Annotated in this window: 11 protein-coding genes; 6 read left to right on the forward strand and 5 right to left on the reverse strand. The window is 73.7% G+C overall.

Annotation, left to right across the window (positions count from 1 at the left end):
* Positions 1-15 precede the first annotated feature (15 nt).
* From lnt to AC559T_RS25205, 3 genes are all read right to left on the reverse strand, one after another.
* Entirely contained in the window at positions 16-2667 is a 2652-nt protein-coding gene (lnt, locus tag AC559T_RS25195) for an apolipoprotein N-acyltransferase (RefSeq protein WP_498870294.1), read from the reverse strand.
* A 453-nt stretch (positions 2668-3120) separates the two neighbouring features.
* Positions 3121-4752, reverse strand: coding sequence for an amidohydrolase (locus tag AC559T_RS25200; protein ID WP_498870295.1), 1632 nt, complete (start codon positions 4750-4752; stop codon positions 3121-3123).
* A gap of 96 nt (positions 4753-4848) precedes the next feature.
* Complete coding sequence (locus AC559T_RS25205; RefSeq protein WP_071064322.1) at positions 4849-5292, reverse strand: Lrp/AsnC family transcriptional regulator; 444 nt, start codon at positions 5290-5292, stop codon at positions 4849-4851.
* Positions 5293-5624: 332 nt separating this feature from the next.
* Here AC559T_RS25205 and AC559T_RS25210 point away from each other — a divergent pair, with 332 nt between their 5' ends.
* From AC559T_RS25210 to AC559T_RS25235, 6 genes are all read left to right on the forward strand, one after another.
* Positions 5625-6581 carry a 5'-3' exonuclease gene (locus AC559T_RS25210; RefSeq protein WP_071064320.1) on the forward strand — a complete coding sequence of 319 codons (957 nt, stop codon included), beginning with the start codon at positions 5625-5627 and terminating at the stop codon, positions 6579-6581.
* Between the two features lie 255 nt (positions 6582-6836).
* Positions 6837-9200 carry an HAD-IB family hydrolase gene (locus AC559T_RS25215; RefSeq protein ID WP_131627288.1) on the forward strand — a complete coding sequence of 788 codons (2364 nt, stop codon included), beginning with the start codon at positions 6837-6839 and terminating at the stop codon, positions 9198-9200.
* On the forward strand, positions 9197-10459 hold the full coding sequence (locus tag AC559T_RS25220) for a zinc-dependent alcohol dehydrogenase (protein WP_071064316.1): 1263 nt from the start codon (positions 9197-9199) through the stop codon (positions 10457-10459). Before AC559T_RS25215 ends, AC559T_RS25220 begins: the two co-directional genes overlap by 4 nt.
* Positions 10460-10625: 166 nt before the next feature.
* Positions 10626-12206, forward strand: a complete 1581-nt coding sequence (gene larAH / locus AC559T_RS25225; RefSeq protein WP_071064314.1) for an NPN-dependent hydroxyacid isomerase, LarAH14/15/16 family — start codon at positions 10626-10628, stop codon at positions 12204-12206.
* Entirely contained in the window at positions 12203-13234 is a 1032-nt protein-coding gene (locus AC559T_RS25230; protein ID WP_498870296.1) for a lysophospholipid acyltransferase family protein, read from the forward strand. The genes larAH and AC559T_RS25230 overlap by 4 nt, the downstream gene beginning before the upstream one ends.
* 179 nt (positions 13235-13413) lie before the next feature.
* Positions 13414-13878 carry a hypothetical protein gene (locus tag AC559T_RS25235; RefSeq protein ID WP_498870297.1) on the forward strand — a complete coding sequence of 155 codons (465 nt, stop codon included), beginning with the start codon at positions 13414-13416 and terminating at the stop codon, positions 13876-13878.
* 78 nt (positions 13879-13956) lie between these two features.
* Here the strand turns inward: AC559T_RS25235 and AC559T_RS25240 are convergent, their stop codons facing one another.
* Positions 13957-14916: a hypothetical protein gene (locus AC559T_RS25240; protein ID WP_112108956.1), complete on the reverse strand. Its 960-nt coding sequence runs from the start codon at positions 14914-14916 to the stop codon at positions 13957-13959.
* 574 nt (positions 14917-15490) lie between these two features.
* The gene (locus AC559T_RS25245) at positions 15491-16564 is read right to left on the reverse strand and encodes a sirohydrochlorin chelatase (RefSeq protein ID WP_112108955.1); all 1074 of its coding nucleotides are present in this window, start codon (positions 16562-16564) and stop codon (positions 15491-15493) included.
* Positions 16565-16577: the final 13 nt, after the last annotated feature.

Genomic DNA, 16577 nt, shown 5'->3' on the forward strand with positions numbered 1-16577 from the left:
CCCAAACGCCACGTTTCAGGGCCGGCCGGCGTCGACGGTGTCGGGTCCGGTGGCGGTCGGGGTGGTGAGGCTGTCCGTGGTGGGGTCGGTGGGCCGGGCGGGGGTGGGGATCGCCGCGCCCGCGCCGGTGCGCTGGCTGGTGCTGGCGGGGCCGCGGCGCAGGGAGGTCAGGGCCCACCAGCCGACGCGCCAGAATCCTTCGGCGACGATCGCGCGGCTCATCTTCGACGCGCCGCGTTCGCGTTCGACGAAGTCGATGGGGACTTCGACGACGCGGAACCCGGCCTGCCAGGCGCGCCAGGCGAGGTCGACCTGGAAGCAGTAGCCCTGGGAGGCGACCTGGTCGAGGTCGCGGGCGCGCAGGACGTCGGCGCGGTAGGCGCGGAACCCGGCGGTGGCGTCGTGGAGGGGCACCCCGAGGGCGGCGCGGACGTAGGCGTTGGCGCCGCGGGAGAGGACGAGCCGGCTGCGGGGCCAGTTGTGGACGGTGCCGCCGGGGACCCAGCGGGAGCCGATGGCCAGGTCGGCGTCGGTGAGGGCGTCGAGTAGGCGGGGTAGCTGTTCGGGCTGGTGGGAGCCGTCGGCGTCCATTTCGACGATGATGTCGTAGCCGTGTTGCAGGGCCCAGGTGAAGCCGGCGATGTAGGCGGAGCCGAGGCCGGATTTGCCGGGCCGGTGCAGGACGTGGATGTGGTCGTCGTCGTCGGCGAGCTCGTCGGCGATTTTCCCGGTGCCGTCGGGGCTTGCGTCGTCGATGACGAGCAGGTGGACCGCGGGGTTCGCCTGGCGTAGCCGGCGCGTGGTGTCCGGCAGGTTCTCCCGTTCGTTGTAGGTCGGGACGCAGACGACGACGCGGGTGGCTTCCACGCCTCTCCTCTTCTGGTCGGTGCCGGCGGCGGGTTGGTGCGTTTCCCCCGGGTGCTGGTGGTCGTCGCCGGTCCGGTCGGTGGATGTCGGGGTGGGTTGGTGGGTGGTGCTGGTCGGGTCGTTGTCGGCGGGTGTGTCGCCGGGGTGGTGGCGGGTGCGCCGGGGGTGGGTCAGTCCAGCAATCATGGCGAGTGCGCCGAGGGCGGTGAGCACCGCCTCCGGGACGATACCGAGGCGGGTGGCGAGGGTGTGGGTGGTGCGTAGTGGGAGTTGTGCGGACAGTACGCCGGCTTCGTAGAGCCCGGTCTGGGTGAGGATGGTGCCGTCGGGGGTGATGAGGGCGCTCTGACCGCTGGTGGAGACCTGGATGGTGGCGCGGCCGTGTTCGACGGCGCGCAGGCGGCTCATGGCGAGTTGTTGTTGGCTTTCGCCTTTGCGGCCGAAGGAGGCGTTGTTGGTTTGGATGACGAGGAGTTCGGCGCCGTGGTTGACGTTGTCGCGGACGAGGCCGTCGTAGGCGACTTCGAAGCAGATGACGTCGCCGATGACGGTGCCGGCGACGGGTAGGGCGCCGGTGCTGGTGCCGGCGAGGAAGTCGTTGGGCATCTCGTCGGCGAAGCGGCTGATGAGTTTTTCGAGCAGGGCGCGGCCGGGGAGGTATTCGGCGAAGGGGACGGGGTGGCGTTTGACGTACATGGCGCCGGTGGGGCCGTCGGTGGTCCAGATGAGGCCGGCGTTGCGGACGTGGCGGGGGCCGGGGCCGTCGAGGACGGCGCCGACGAGTAGTGGTGCGCCGGCGACGGTGGCGGCGTGGGTGAGGGCGGCGTGGGCGGTGGGGTTGGTGAGGGGGTCGATGTCGGAGGAGTTCTCCGGCCACAGGACGAGGTCGGGTTGGGGGGTGCGGCCGGCGCGGACGGCGGCGGCGAGGTTCTCGGTGCCGGTGACGTGGTTGTCGGTGACCTGGAAGGCCTCGCCGAGGGCGCCCAGGCCGCCGGCTTCGGGGACGTTGCCCTGGACGGCGGCGACGTTGAGGGTGCCGTGCTGGGCGGTGGTGGGCAGGGGAACGGCGAGGCCGGCGAGGGTGAGCGTGAGAGCACCGGTGAGAGTGGCCAGTAGTGGCCGGATGCGGGTCGCCGTGCCGCCGGTGGCCCGTGCGGCGGCTCCTGTACCCGTGGCGCGGGCGGTGGTGGCGTGGGTGAGGGCTGTGGCGAGCAGCGCGGCGGTGGTGGCGACGGCGAAGGTGACCAGAGGCGCGCCGCCGAGCGCCGCGAGGGCGGTGTAGGGGCTGTTCGGCTGGCTGAACGCGATCCGCCCCCAGGGGAAGCCCCCGAAGGGCGCACGGCCTCGTAGCGCCTCCTGGGCGACCCAGATGGCGCCCGTCCACAGCCACGGTGCGGGTAGCCGCTGAACGAGGGTGGTGGCGGGTGCTACGAGGGCGAGGAGGGCGGCCTCGGCGGTGGACAGCACGATCCAGCCGTCGGCGCCGACGAAGGAGACGAAGCGCAGCAGGGGTAGCAGGAACGCGAGGGAGAACAGCATTCCCAGCCCGTAGGAGGCTCGTAGACGCCGCCCGCGGACGGTCAGGGTGAGAACGGCCAGGGCGACCGGTGCCAGCGGCCACAGGCCGACCGGGGGGAAGGCGAGGTAGAGCAGGGCGCCGGCGAGGACGGCCAGGGCGGGCCGGGTGAGGCGGCGCGGTAGGGCGCGGCCGGTGGGGTGTGGGGGTGTGGGGGGTGCGCCCGCCGGGGCGGGGTCGAGCGGGCCGGGCTCGAGGGCGGGTGTGGCGGGCGCGTCAGTCACCGGTCCAGTGTCGGTTACGGGGGCGGTGTCGACCACGCCGGGCTGGGTGGGTGTGGATGGCCGGGTGGGGTGTGGGTGGTGGTGGCGGGGGTGTGAGCTGGGCGGGTGGGGTGTCGGGTGCGGCGGGTCACTCCACACCCCCGGAGTGGGACCACATCCCGGAGTGGGACCACATTGGGACTACCGGGGGTTTTCGGGTGCGGTCCGGTGCGCTTCCCAGTCTGTGCGGGGTGTGGTCGAATCGCGCGGTGCTCGGCCCTGGGTACCCGACCGATCCGGCGGGGTCGGGTGCGGTAGCGGGGCCGGTGGGGTTCCGGACCGTCCGTTAGACAACGGTGTCGTGGCGGGTAGCGCGGCGGCTCCGGTTCGAAGGACGGTCCGGATCCCGACCGGCCCACACCAGCCCCCACCGCGCTGCGGTGACCTGACCCGCGGCTGGTCCAGCAGGCGGGCTCAGAGCAGGTCGTGCAGGGTCTGTCCGCGCAGCACGGTGCGCAGGCAGCGTGGCGCGCTGCCGGTGCGGTCAAGTTGGTCGAGGAGAACATCCAGTGGCCCGGCGGGCTGGGTGGCCGGCGGCCCGGCGGGCCGCGGCGGGTGGGGGGTCTCCCAGATCGCGAAGGTCGCGGGCGCGCCGACGGTGATCCGTCCAGCACCGTCGGCGCCGGCGCGGGCGGCCAGCCAGCCGCCGCGGGTGGCGGCGGTGAACGCCGCGGCCCCGCTGATCCGCGCGGACGGGGTGTGATGGGTGGCCGCGGCGTGTACCGCTCCCCACGGGTCGAGGGGGGTGACGGGACTGTCGGAGGACAGGGCGAGTACGACCCCGGCGCGGTGCAGCGTGGCGAACGGGTTCATCGCGCTGGCACGGTCGGTGCCGAGCCGGCGGGTGTACAGGCCGTCGGGGCCGCCGTAGCGGGCGTCGAACGCGGGCTGCACGGAGGCGACGAGCCCGAGGCGCGCCATGGCGGTGATCTGTTCGGGGTGCAGCAGCTCGGCGTGTTCGACCCGGTGGGTGCCGGCGTTGATCGTGGCGGTGCCGACGCGGGCGGCGGCGGCGCGCACCCCGTCGAGGACGGTGTCGAGGGCGGCGTCGCCGATGGCGTGGAAGCCGGTCTGCAGGCCGGCGGCGACCGCGTCGAGGACGGTGTCGCGGACGTCGTCGGCGTCGCGGTGCAGCTGCCCGCGGTGGGTGGGCTGGTCGGTGTAGGGGCTGCGTAGCGCGGCGGTGTGCGAGCCCAGGGAGCCGTCGACGAACAGGTCGCCGCCGTAGCCGACGGGGCCCAGGCCGGGTTCGGTGTTCAGGGCGGTGGCGACGGTGAGTTCACCGGCCCAGTAGCCGGTGATGGTGGGGCCGGGTTCGTCGCGGGCGAGGGTGAGCAGGGCGGCGAGGTCGTCGGCGGAGGAGACCTGCGGGCCGGCCATCTCGTGCAGGGCGGCGATGCCGAGGGTGGCGGCGTGGGCGCGGACGCGGCGGGCGGCGGCGCGGCGGGTGGTGGGGGGCAGGTCGTGGTAGGCGGCGGTGCGGGCGAGGTGGTGGGCGTCGTCGCGGCACAGGCCGTCGCCGAGCCAGCCGGTGGCGTGGTGGGCGCCGCTGCGGGTGGCCAGGTGCGGGGAGATGACGGCGGTGTGGCCGTCGGCGCGGGCGAGGTAGACGTCGACGGGCCCGGCGGCGCGGGCGAGTTCGCCGCTGGTGGGGGGTCGCTGTTCGGGCCAGCGGGTTTCGTCCCAGCCGGTGCCGAGCAGTGGCTGGCCGGGCCGGTGGTGGGCGGCGCGGGTGAGCTGGTCGAGGGTGTGGCGCAGGGACGGGCTGTCGGTGAGGTCGACGCCGTCGAGGGCGAGTCCGGTGGCGGTGGTGTGCAGGTGGGCGTCGACGAAGGCGGCGGTGAGGGCGGCGCCGCGCAGGTCGACGGTGTGGTCGACCGGGCCGGCTGGTGGCGGGCCGCTGGCGTCGGGCTGGTCGTCGGTGCCGATCCAGGTGATGGTGGGGCCGTCGGTGAGTAGGGCGGTGGCGTGCCGGTGGGTGGGGCTGTGGACGTGTCCGTGGTGGTAGAGGACGCGTCGGGCTGCCGGCAGGTGGTGGGGGCTCACGGTCCCTACTGTGCCGGGTGGGTGGCGTTCACCTGTGGTCCGCGGTGGGCGGTGTGCGCGGCACCGGGCCGATGGCCGGTGGGGGTGCGGGTGGGCTCACAGGTTGGGTGGGCGGTTTTCGTAGGGGGTGGAGAGCACGACCATGGTGCGGGTCGACACGTTCGCGGCGGCGCGGATCTCCTGCAGGAGGCTTTCGAGGGCGGCGGGGTCGGCGACGCGGACCTTGAGCAGGTAGCTCTCCTCCCCCGCGACGCTGTAGCAGGCCTCGATGGCGGGCAGGTGGGTGAGCCGGTCGGGGGCGTCGTCGGGCTGGCTGGGGTCTATCTCCTTGATGGAGACGAAGGCGGTGAGGGCCAGCCCGACCTGGGAGGGGTCGACGAGCGCGACGTAGGAGGTGATGACGCCGCGCTGCTCCAGGCGCCGGACCCGCTGGTGTACGGCGGACACCGACAGGCCGGTGGAGCGACCGAGGTCGGTGAAGCTCATCCGGCCGTCGCGGCACAGCAGCTGCACGATCTGACGGTCTAGGTCCTCCAGCACGATCCGGAGGTTACGCAGATCGCGGCGGTGGAGGGGGCGCGGACGGCGATGTCTGGTCCCGGCGGGACTTTTCGGTGCGGGTGCGGGTGCGGGTTCGGGACCGGTCGACACGGACGGTGGACGGCTGCTGCCGCTACGCAGCCTGGCTGCGTGCCTGGTGTCGGGTGGGGGTGGGTGTCCGGTGCCATCCGGTGGGGTGGCGGTGGCTGTTGTCAGGGCTGGGTTGGCCGGGGTCGAGATGATCTGTCGGCAGCACATGCCAGTCTGACAACGTGACCAACTTTCACGGTGATTCCTCTGGCGTCGCGCCGCGGGTGGGGGGTGGTGGGGGTGTGGATCGGCTGCTGCTCGCGGACACCCCGTCGTTGTATTTCCGGGCTTTTCACGGGGTGCCCCGGTCGGTGCGGGCCCCTGACGGGATGGCGGTGAACGCGGTGCGGGGTCTGCTGGACGTGCTGGCCCGGCAGATCGTCGAGGTGCGGCCGCGGCGGCTGGTGTGCTGTTTCGACGCCGACTGGCGGCCGGCGTTCCGGGTGGCGCTGATCGGCTCGTACAAGGCGCATCGGGTCGCCGACGCCACCCCCGGCCCCGCGGCCGGGGCGGGTGGGGTGGAGGAGGAGGTGCCGGACGAGTTGGCGGCGCAGCTACCGGTGATCGACGCGGTGCTCGACGCGTTCGGGATCGCCCGGGTGGAGGCGGCCGGCTTCGAGGCCGACGACGTGATCGGCACGCTGGCGACCCGGCACAGCGGCCGGCCTGGTGGCGGGCCGGTGGACATCCTGACCGGGGACCGGGATCTGTTCCAGCTGGTGTGTGACGACACCGGCGTGGTGGTGCGGTACGCGGTGGAACGGTTCGCGGTGGTCGACGAGGCGTCGATCAGTGCCCGCTACGGGATTCCGGGCCGGGCCTATGCCGATTTCGCGGTGCTGCGTGGTGATCCCAGTGACGGTCTGCCGGGGGTGGCGGGGATCGGCGCGAAGACGGCGGCGGCGCTGCTGGGCCGTTTCGGGTCGCTGCGGGCGATTCTCACCGCGTTGGACGCCGGGGGTGAGGACGGGTTCCCGGCCGGGGCGCGCCGCCGGCTGACCGCGGCCCGTGACTATGTGGACGCCGCGGTCACCGTGGTCGGGGTGGTCCGCGATGTGCCGCTGGGCCCGGTCGCCGACGTGCTGCCCGTCCGGCCGGTGGATGAGGCGGCGCTGGCGGCGCTGGCGGGCCGGTACGGGCTGGGCGGGTCGGTGGACCGGCTGACCATGGCGTTGGCCACCCTCGCCGAGGGTCCCTGACCTTGTGGGACGGGCATTTCCGGGGGGCGCGGGGGGTGCCGCGTACGGTCACGGGGGCGGGTTCGGGGCGGGTCGGCGCGGGCCGGCGGCGTGGTCGGACCGGCGGTGACGGTAGGTTGCCCCTGATCTGGCAGCGTGCGTGTACACGCAGGTGACCGACGGGTTCGTTCGTGGACGGTCCGGTGTCGCCTACTGTTGCGCACCGGGCGTCCGTCGGGGACGCCGGTGGGGCTGCGGCGAGTGCGGAGGTGACCGGTGGGGCTGCGCGAGCGGCTCGCGGGCAGGCGTGTGTTCGTGACCGGGGTGACCGGGTTCGTCGGTGAGGCGCTGTTGGAGAGGCTGCTCTCGGAGTTCCCGGATACCCAGGTCGTGGCGCTCGTGCGGCCCCGGGGCAGCCATTCGGGGATGGCCCGGTTGGAGCGGATGACCCGTAAGCCGGCGTTCGCCGGGCTGCGGGAACGGTTGGGCCGTGAGGGGCTGGCGGCGCGGCTGGCGGCGCAGGTGCGGGTCATCGAGGGTGACCTGGCCAGTATGGGTGAGCTGCCCGCCGACCTGGACGTGGTGATCCACTGCGCCGGGGAGGTGTCGTTCGACCCGGCGATCGACGAGGGGTTCGCGACGAACCTGGGCGGGGTGCAGGAGCTGCTGCGCGCGGTGCGCGCCGCCGGGGCCCGTCCGCATCTGGTGCACGTGTCGACCGCCTATGTCGCCGGGTTGCGTTCGGGGCACATCGCCGAGGGCCGGCTGGCCCATGAGGTGGACTGGGCGGCGGAGCAGGCGTCGGCCGCGCGGGCCCGCCAGGCCGCGGAGGACGCGTCGCGTTCGCCGGAGAACTCGGCGCGGTTCCGCGAGCAGGCGGAGGCCGAGCATGTGCGGGCCGGCGCGCAGACGGTGTCGGCGCAGGCGGAGGCGGCGCGGCGGGCGTGGGTGGCGGCGCGGTTGGTCGCCGCGGGCTCCGAACGTGCGCAGGTGCTGGGCTGGACGGACGCGTACACGTTCACCAAGGCGTTGGGTGAGCGGTATCTGGAGGACTCCCACGGCGATCTGCCGTTGACGATCGTCCGCCCGTCGATCATCGAGAGCGCGCTGGCGAAGCCGTTCCCGGGGTGGATCGAGGGGTTCAAGATGGCCGAGCCGCTGATCCTGGCGTTCGGCCGCGGGGAGCTGCCGGACTTCCCGGCGTCCCCGGATGCCGTCGTTGACATCATCCCGGTGGATCTGGTCGTCAACGCGCTGCTGGCGGCGGCGGCGAGCCCCCCGCCGCCGGAGCGCCCGGCCTACTACACGGTGTGTTCGGGGTTCCGGAACCCGCTGCTGTTCCGTGACCTCTACGACTATGTGCGGGGCTATTTCCTGGCCGATCCGCTGCCGCGGCGGGGCCGCGGGCATATCGGGGTTCCCGAGTGGCCGTTCGCCGGGGCGGTGGCGGTGGAGGCGAAGCTGCGCCGCGGGGAGAAGGCGGTGGAGTGGGCGAACCGGGCGTTGGCGCACGCGCCGCGTTCGGAGCGGGTCCGCCGGCTGGCCGTCGACCTGGAACGTACCGAGGGGCGGGTGGCGTTCCTACGCCGCTACTCCGATGTGTACCGGGCGTACACGAAGGCCGAGCTGGTCTACGTCGATGACGCCACCGCGGCGCTGCACGCGGCGATGGACCCGGCCGACCAGGTCGATTTCGGGTTCGATCCGGCGTGTTTCGACTGGCGGCACTACCTGCAGGACGTGCACTGCCCGGCGGTGACGCAGGTGCTGCGCCGGCCGCGGGATGCCGCCCCGGCGCGGCGGATGGCCCGCAACCTCACCGCCGGTGAGGGGGTGCTGGCCGTGTTCGACCTGGACGGGACGTTGGTGTCCTCGACGGTGGTCGAGTCGTATCTGTGGCTGCGGCTGGCTGACGGCGACGTCGGGGAACGGGCCCGGGAGCTGGTGTCGCTGGCGCGGGCACTGCCGGGGTATCTGCGTGCCGAGCGCCGTGACCGGGGGCATCTGATTCGTTCGGTGTACGGCCGGTACGCCGGCGCCGACCCGGTGGAGCTGGCGCGGGTCGTCGACGAGGTCGCCGCCGATGTGGTGTTGCGGCGGGTGAAACCGGCGGCGGTGCGCCGCGTGCGGGAGCATCGCGCGGCCGGGCATCGCACCGTGCTGCTGACCGGGGCGGTCGATGTGCTGACCCGTCCGCTGGCGCCGTTGTTCGACGAGATTGTCGCGACCGGCCTGGAAGTCGGCGCGGATGGCCGGTACACGGGACGGTTGTTGTCGTCGCCGCTGGTCGGGGATGCTCGGGCGGCGTTCGTGGATCATTACGCGCGGCGCCGGGGGGCGGACCTGTCCGCGTCGTGGGCGTACGCGGACAGCCTGTCGGATCTGCCGATGTTGCGCACGGTGGGTAATCCGGTGGCGGTGAACCCGGATGTGGCGTTGCACAAGGTGGCGCGGGGGGCGGGCTGGCCGATCGAGGAGTGGCCGTCGACGCCGGGTGAGCCGCGGTTGATGGCCGCCAGCCGCGCCGAGCGGGGCCTGTTCGCCGCGGCGGCCCGCGCCCGGGTTGCCGCGGGCGGCCTGTCGGGGTCGGGGTCGGGTGGGAGTGGTGTTGTGCGGGTGGAAGGGGGTGAGGGCCGGTGACACGCGGTCTGGAGTTGTACCGGTCGCTGCCGCGGTACGCGGCGGCGCGGGTGGTGTCGGGCCGGTTCCCGCGGCTGTCGGGGGCGGCGGCGACGACCGCGGCGCCGCTGCGGCTGGTCGACCGGGGGGATCCGGGTCTGCCGGGGCCGGGGTGGGTGACGGTGCGGCCACGGCTGGCGGGGATCTGCGGGTCGGATCTGGCGACGGTGACGGGGCAGAGCTCGTTCTACTTCTCCCCGCTGGTGTCGATGCCGTTCACTCCCGGTCATGAGATCGTCGGTGACCTGCAGGAGGCGGTGACGCTCGCCGACGGGCGCCGGTTGGACGCGGGTGCCCGGGTGGTGATCGACCCGGTGCTGGGCTGCGCGGCCCGCGGGTTGGAGCTGTGCGTGGGCTGCGCGGCGGGCCGGACGTCACGGTGTGACCGGATCACGGTGGGGCATCTGGCGCCGGGGTTGCAGACCGGGTTCTGCGCGGACACCGGCGGCGGGTGGAGCCGGGCGCTGGTCGCCCATCACAGCCAGTTGCATCCGGTGCCCGACACGCTGCCCGACTCCCGGGCGGTGCTGGTCGAGCCGTTGGCGACCGCTGTGCACACCGCGGGTCGCTGCGGGGTGCGTTCCGGGGACCGGGTGCTGATCATCGGGTCGGGGGCGGTGGGCCTGCTGACGTTGCTGGCCATCCGCGCCTATACGAAGGCCGAGCATGTGACGATGGTCGCCAAGCATCGCCGGCAGGTGGAGCTGGCGCGTCGTTTCGGCGCGGACGAGGTGCTCGCCCCCGACGACGCGGTCGGTGGGGTGCGTCGCGCGAACCGGGCGTTGCGGCTGACCCCGCAGCTGGGTGGGGAGTATCTGCTCGGCGGGGTGGATGTGGCGATCGACTGTGCGGGCAGCGCGTCGTCGCTGTCGACGGCGCTGCGGGTGACTCGGGCCGGTGGCCGGGTGGTGCTGTCGGGGGTGCCGGCGGGGTCGGTGGATCTGACCCCGCTGTGGTTCCGGGAGTTGGAGCTGGTGGGGACGTACGCGTCGTCCGGCGGCGCCCGGCCCGGCCGGGCCGGTACCGAACCGGCAGGAGCGGCGGAGCCGGTGGAGTCGGATTTCGGGCGGGCGTTGGCGCTGGCCGCCACGGCCCCGCTCGACGGGGTGGTGTCGGCGGTGTATCCGCTCGCCCGGTGGCGGGAGGCGTTGGACCATGCGTTGTCCGCGGGGCGTCTCGGCGCCGTGAAGATCGTTTTTGATCCGGCGGCGTCGGCGTGAGCGCGACGCGCGCCGCGCCGGTGCGGTCCGGTGGGCGTGGGGGCGCCGGTGGGAGTGGCACGGTCGGGGTATACGGGATTGTCTCCCCGCGCGGCGGTCCTCGCCGCGGGGCGGGCGGGCGCGGGGGCGCCGGGGCCGGCCGGGGCGGCACACGGACGAGGGGAACGTGCAGGTGAGACCGGGGTTCGTGCTCGAGGTCGACGAGCGCACACCTCCGCTGCTGGTGCACCAGGGTGAGGGGCTGACGCTTGAGCGGTTCCCGCTGGGTACCCGGGTGGTGTATCCGCCGGAGTCGCTTCCGGGGGTGGCGGACGTGGACGCGGCGATCGCCGCGGCGTTGGAGCATCCGTTCAACTGTGAGCCGTTGCGGGTGCTGCTGCGGCCGGGGATGCGGTTGACGATCGCGTTCGACGATCTGTCGATCCCGTTGCCGCGGATGCGCCGTCCGGATGTGCGGCAGCGGATCATTGAACAGGTGCTGACGCTGGCGGCGGCGGCGGGTGTGGACGACGTGCAGCTGATCGCGGCGAACGCGTTGCACCGGCGGATGACGGCGGCGGAGATCGAGCACATCGTCGGGGAGCGGGTGTTCCGGTCGTTCTGGCCGGACAACCTGTACAACCACGACGCCGAGGACCGCGACAATCTGCTGCACATCGGGGTGACCGACCACGGTGAGGACGTGGAGATCAACCGGCGGGCGGCGGAAAGTGACCTGCTGGTCTATGTGAACGTGAACCTGGTCGCGATGGACGGCGGGCACAAGTCGGTGCCGATCGGGTTGGCGTCGTACAACAGCCTGCGCCACCACCACAACAGTCACACGATGCTGCGGTCGCGGTCGTTCATGGACCACACCCGGTCGGAGATGCATTCGTCGGCGTGGCGGATGGGCCGGTTCCTCGCCGACCATCTGAAGATCTTCCACGTGGAGACGACGTTGAACAACGCCTGTTTCCCCGACCGGTACAGCTTCCTGACCCGCCGCGAGTGGGAGTGGTCGGTCAAGGACCAGGCGATGGCCTACGGGATGAGTCGGGGGCTGGCGGCGATGCCGACCCGGCCACGGCGGAAGATCTTCCATGATCTGCTCGCCGACTACCAGGTGACCGGGGTGTTCGCCGGGGAGACCGAAGCCACCCACGATCAGACGATCGCCAGTGTGCACCGCCAGCAGCTCGTCGAGGTCGACGGGCAGTCCGACGTGCTGGTGGTGGGCCTGCCGTATGTGGGCCCGTACAACGTGAACTCGGTGATGAACCCGATCCTGGCGACGTGCATGGGTCTGGGGTATTTCTTCAACATGTACCGGGGGCGGCCGCTGGTCCGTCACCAGGGCGCGATGATTCTTTACCATCCGGTGACCCCGGAGTTCTCCCAGCTGCACCATCCGTCCTATGTGGACTTCTTCTCCGAGGTGCTCGCCGAGTCGACGGACCCGGCGACGATCGAGGCGAAGTTCGAGAAGCAGTACGCGACCGACCCGTGGTATGTGCACCTGTACCGGACGTCGCACGCCTACCACGGCGTCCACCCGTTCTACATGTGGTACTGGGCGGCGCACGGCATGGACCATCTGGGGGATGTGGTGTGGGTCGGGGGGGATCGGGCGGCGTGCGCGCGGATGGGGTTCCGGGCGGCGTCGACGTTCGCCGACGCGTTGGAGATGGTGTCGGGCACGGTGGGCCGTGACCCGTCGATCACCTACCTGCATTCCCCGCCGCACGCGATCGCGGACGTGCGATGAGCCGCACCGGGGCGTTCGGTGGCCCGCCGCGGCCGGGGGTGAGTGTCCGGGAGCTGGCGAACGGGTTCCGCTGGGGTGGCCGGTCGCTGGTCCCGGGTTCGGCGCAGGGGCACCGGCGGCCGGTGAGCGCCCGGGAGTTCCCGACGGCGTGGGCGCGCGGCGGGCCGGCACGGGCGGCGCGCACGGTGTTCCTGGAAGCGGCGATGAACCCGCTGCTGCACGCGGCGTTGACCCCGACGGTCGCCGGCGCGGAGGTGTTCGGTTCCCTCGGCGACGACCCGGTGATCATCGTGTCGAACCATTCCAGTCATCTGGATGCGCCGATGCTGCTGTGCGCGTTGCCGCGGGCGGTGCGGGAACGCACCGCGGTGACGGCGGCGGCGGACTACTTCTTCGACAGCACCTGGCGGGGCCTGTCCTCGGCGTTGGCGTTCGGGACGGTGCCGATCGAGCGTCGCGGTGGGGCGCCGTCGTCGACACCGTTGGAGCTGCTGCGCGGCGGGTGGAACCTGGTGGTGTTCCCCGAGGGCACCCGTTCGGCGGACGGGTCGCGGGGCCGGTTCCGGCTGGGGGCGGGCTATCTGGCGATGACGGCCGGGGTGGCGGTGGTACCGGCGGCGTTGCGCGGTGCGTACGCGGCGATGCCCCGGGGCCGGGCGTGGCCGGTACCGGGCCGGCCGCGGGTGTCGGTGCGGTTCGGTCGTCCGCTGCGTCCCGGTGACGGCGAGGATGTGCGGGCGTTCACCGGACGGCTGGCGGCGGAGGTGACCCGGCTCGGGGTGGAGGACACGACGAGCTGGTGGGCGTCCCTACGCTCCCCCGACGCCGCGTCGCCGGCTGCGGGGGCCGGTGCGGGCGGTGACACCGGTCCTTCCGTTTCGTCGGGTGCGTCGGCGCGGCCGGCGGCGGGAGCCGGACCGGCCCGGCGGGCACCGGCGGGCGCGCCCGGGATGGCCCGGTGGCGGCGGATCTGGGAGGCCACCGAACCACCGGCGGCGGCCCGGCCACGCTCACCCTGGGACCGCTGACCCACCCCCTCCGCCATGTGAGCTCCTTCACATGAGGGTCGTTATGTGGATAACCCTGTTCATGGCCCGGTGGGTAGCGGGGGTGGACCTGTGGATGACCTGTGGGGTGAGGGTCGTCCCGGCCGGGGCGGTGAAGTCAAGGCGTTGCATCACCGAACGTCACAGGTATCACTGAGTACATGGCTCTGTTGCGCCGTTCCCGCCGCTCCGGCTCACTACCCACCCCCGTGCCCGCCCGCCGGGCCACGGACCCGGGCACGCCGGCCCGTCGGGCCGACCCGGCCGGCACCGTACGCCCGGTGCCCCCGGCCCGCGCCGCGTCCCGCCCCACCGCCCGGGCCGGGCACGGCTCGCCGGCGCCGGCCGGGATGGTGGTGCGTGGGGTCGGCGGGTCGGAGCCGCCGGCCGGTGGGCGGGGTGCGGGGACGTTACCGCCGAGCGTGGCCCGGGTCGCCGCCCGCACCCGGCTGTCCGCCGAGCTGCTCGCCGCGCTCCTCGAGGTCGAGGAGCGCACCCGGGCCACGTTGGACGACATCGAACGCGCCGACGCGTTGGCTGACCGGCTGCTGGCGCGGCGCCGGGACCGCCTCGCCGCCGGCCGCGCCACGGACCTGCCCGCCACCCCGACCCGCCTGTCCGCCTGACCCGGCGCAACCGGCACGGGGAGCACGGGTGGCCGGTGCACGGGCCGTGCCCGTGCACCCGGCGCCGCGGCTGCCGGGTCAGGCGGAGGTGCCGGCCTGGCCAGGGTGGGGGGCCAGCGGCCGTGGGTAGCCGGCGGCGCGCACCAGGTCGTTGACCCGGCTCGACAGCAACCGCGACGGGTGCACGTCCAGGATCTCGACGATCTCACCGAGCAGCCGGCTGGCCTCCGGCGGGTCGTCGGGTGCCAGCGCACCGGCGAGCGCGGCCAGTGCCCACCCCCGTTCGGGGGTGCCCGAACTGGTCAGGTCGACCGCGGCCCGGCTCAGGCCGGCCGCGCCCTCACCGCCCATGCGGCTGACGACGTCCGCGACGACGCAGGCCTCCCGGACCTCGTCGAACGCCGGCCACCCCGGATGACGCAGCCCCTGCACACACGGCGTCTGTGACAGCCGGGCGAGCGCGGCCAGGGCGCCGTCGATGTCACCGAGCGTCGCGGCCGCACCCGCCTCCAACGCGGCCGCCCACCCGTGCAGATACGGATGGCCGGCGGCCGCGGCACGGCGGGCGGCACCCCGGGCCGCGTCATAGCGGCCACCGACGAACGCGACGAGGGAGTCCAGGGTGGCGGCGGTACCGGTCAGCAGCGGGTCGTCGAGCTGGGTGGCGAACTGGTCGGTGAGGGTGGCGAACCGCCGCGCCGACGGATCATCCCCGGCCTCGACGGCGAGCACACCCAGGTAGAACGACAGGAACCCGGCGACCCCGGTGAGCTCACGGTGCGTCGCGGGGGACAGTCGGCGTCCCAGTGCGGCCTGCACGCGGCGCCAGTCGGCGATCACCGGGCGCAGCAGCGCGGTGTGCGGGGTGGTGAGCAGGGTGGTGGCGAACCGGTGCAGCCGGTCGTCGAGCTCGGCCATCGTCAGCGGGTCGGGGTCGGCGTAGGCGATCTCCCGGGAGAGCATGGCGGCGGCGCGGGCGGCGGCGGGCAGGCCGAGCCGGTCGGGACGGGTGGAGTCGGGTAGCTCGACTCGGCTCATCCACGTCCTTCCCGTCCGGCCCCTGGGAGGGCGGGCGACTGTCCCCCCGGCCGCGCCGGAGTGCCGGTGGTGCACCGTCACGGCCCGCCCCCGACCCCGTGGGATGCGTCGGTGACGCGGGGTGTCGGGACGGTCCGTGGCGCGGCTCCGACCGCCGTGCTGGCCGCCCGCGGGGGCGGCCGCCTGGCCGGCGCTGTGCGTCACTGGTCCGGTCGGATCGGTGACGAGCGCACGCTACCGTGTTCAGGCTCACGGTGGGGGGCGGATGTGTGATGTCGCGTTGGCCTGTCACCATCGCGCCGCTGGTGCCAGGATCGGCCTGTCTGTGCGTCGATTGTTGTCCACATCCAGGTGTGGAGTACAGGTTTCGGCGGGATTGTGGCGTGTTACGGCCCTGCTCGCCGGGCCCCTTCCCCGCACAACAGCCCGCACACCCCCGCGCAACCCCCAGGTGGGGGTATGTCGGAGCAGAGTGAGGATCCGCGGCCCGCCGTCGGTGATCGCCACACTGTGCTCGGCGTGGGCGGCACGGCTGCCATCGGTGGTGCGCAGCGCCCAGCCCGGTCCGCTGCGGTCAGTCGTCGGCGCGCAGCGTCACCGCGAGCCCCGCCCGTCCCACCGACCCACCCGCAGCGTGCGGATCACCGTGGCCGTGCGGGTCAGGGGAATGCGAGTGGTGATGGCCGTGCGGCCCGTGGGAGTGCGACGGGTCGTCGGGATGGTCGTGCGGGGTCTGCGCCTGCCCGACCCGGTGCGCATGCCCCGGCAGCGCGATCCGGTACAGGCAGGTGTCGCAGTTCATCCGGATGTCCCCGCCGAGCGCCTCCTGGTAGCGCTCCAACACCAGCTCGACCAGCCCGTCACCCTCCCCGCCGGCGCCGGCGGCGCTGTCGCCGAGCAGGCCCGCGCAGGCCAGTTCCACCTCCGGGTGCCCCCCCGCCCAGCCGGCCGCCTGCTCGACGGTGCGCCGCGGCAGCACCCCGGTGAACAGGAAGTAGGGGACGACGACGATCCGCCGGCCGCCGAGCCGGTGGATCCGCTCCAGCCCGGCCGGCACCGACGGCTCGGCCAGGCTGATGAACGCCACCTCCACCCCGCCGTAGCCGCGGCCCTCCCACAGCAGCCGGGCCACCTTGAACACCTCGGCGTTGGCATCCGGGTCGGTCGAACCCCGCCCGACCAGCAGCACCGTGGTCTGCTCCCGCCGGTCCGGTGGGCAGAGGACGTCGACACGTTCGGCGAGCAGCCGCAGGATCGTCGGATGCGGGCCGAGGGGACGCCCGTAGGCGTAGCGCAGCCCCGGGTGGCGTTCGCGTTCCCGGGCCATCGACCCGGGAATGTCGCCTTTGGCATGCCCGGCGGCGACCAGGGTGAGCGGAACGACCCCGAGCCGCCGGTGGCCGGCGTCGACGAGACGGCTGACCGCGTCGGCGACCGGCGGGGCGGACAGCTCGATGAACCCACCGTCCACCGCCAGCCCACCGGCCCGCTGGCGCACCCGGGAGACGAACCGACGGAACTGCTCGGCGCCGGCCTCGTCCCGGGTGCCATGCCCGACGATCAGCAGCGCCGGCCCGGCGGCGGAACCCGCCGGATCCGAAACGGTGGCGGTGGGGACGGTGCCGGGGTGCGGCGGGGTGGCGTTCACCTGGACGTGCCTC

The sequence above is a fragment of the Frankia sp. Hr75.2 genome (assembly GCF_949319125.1).
Lineage (GTDB): Bacteria > Actinomycetota > Actinomycetes > Frankiales > Frankiaceae > Parafrankia > Parafrankia soli.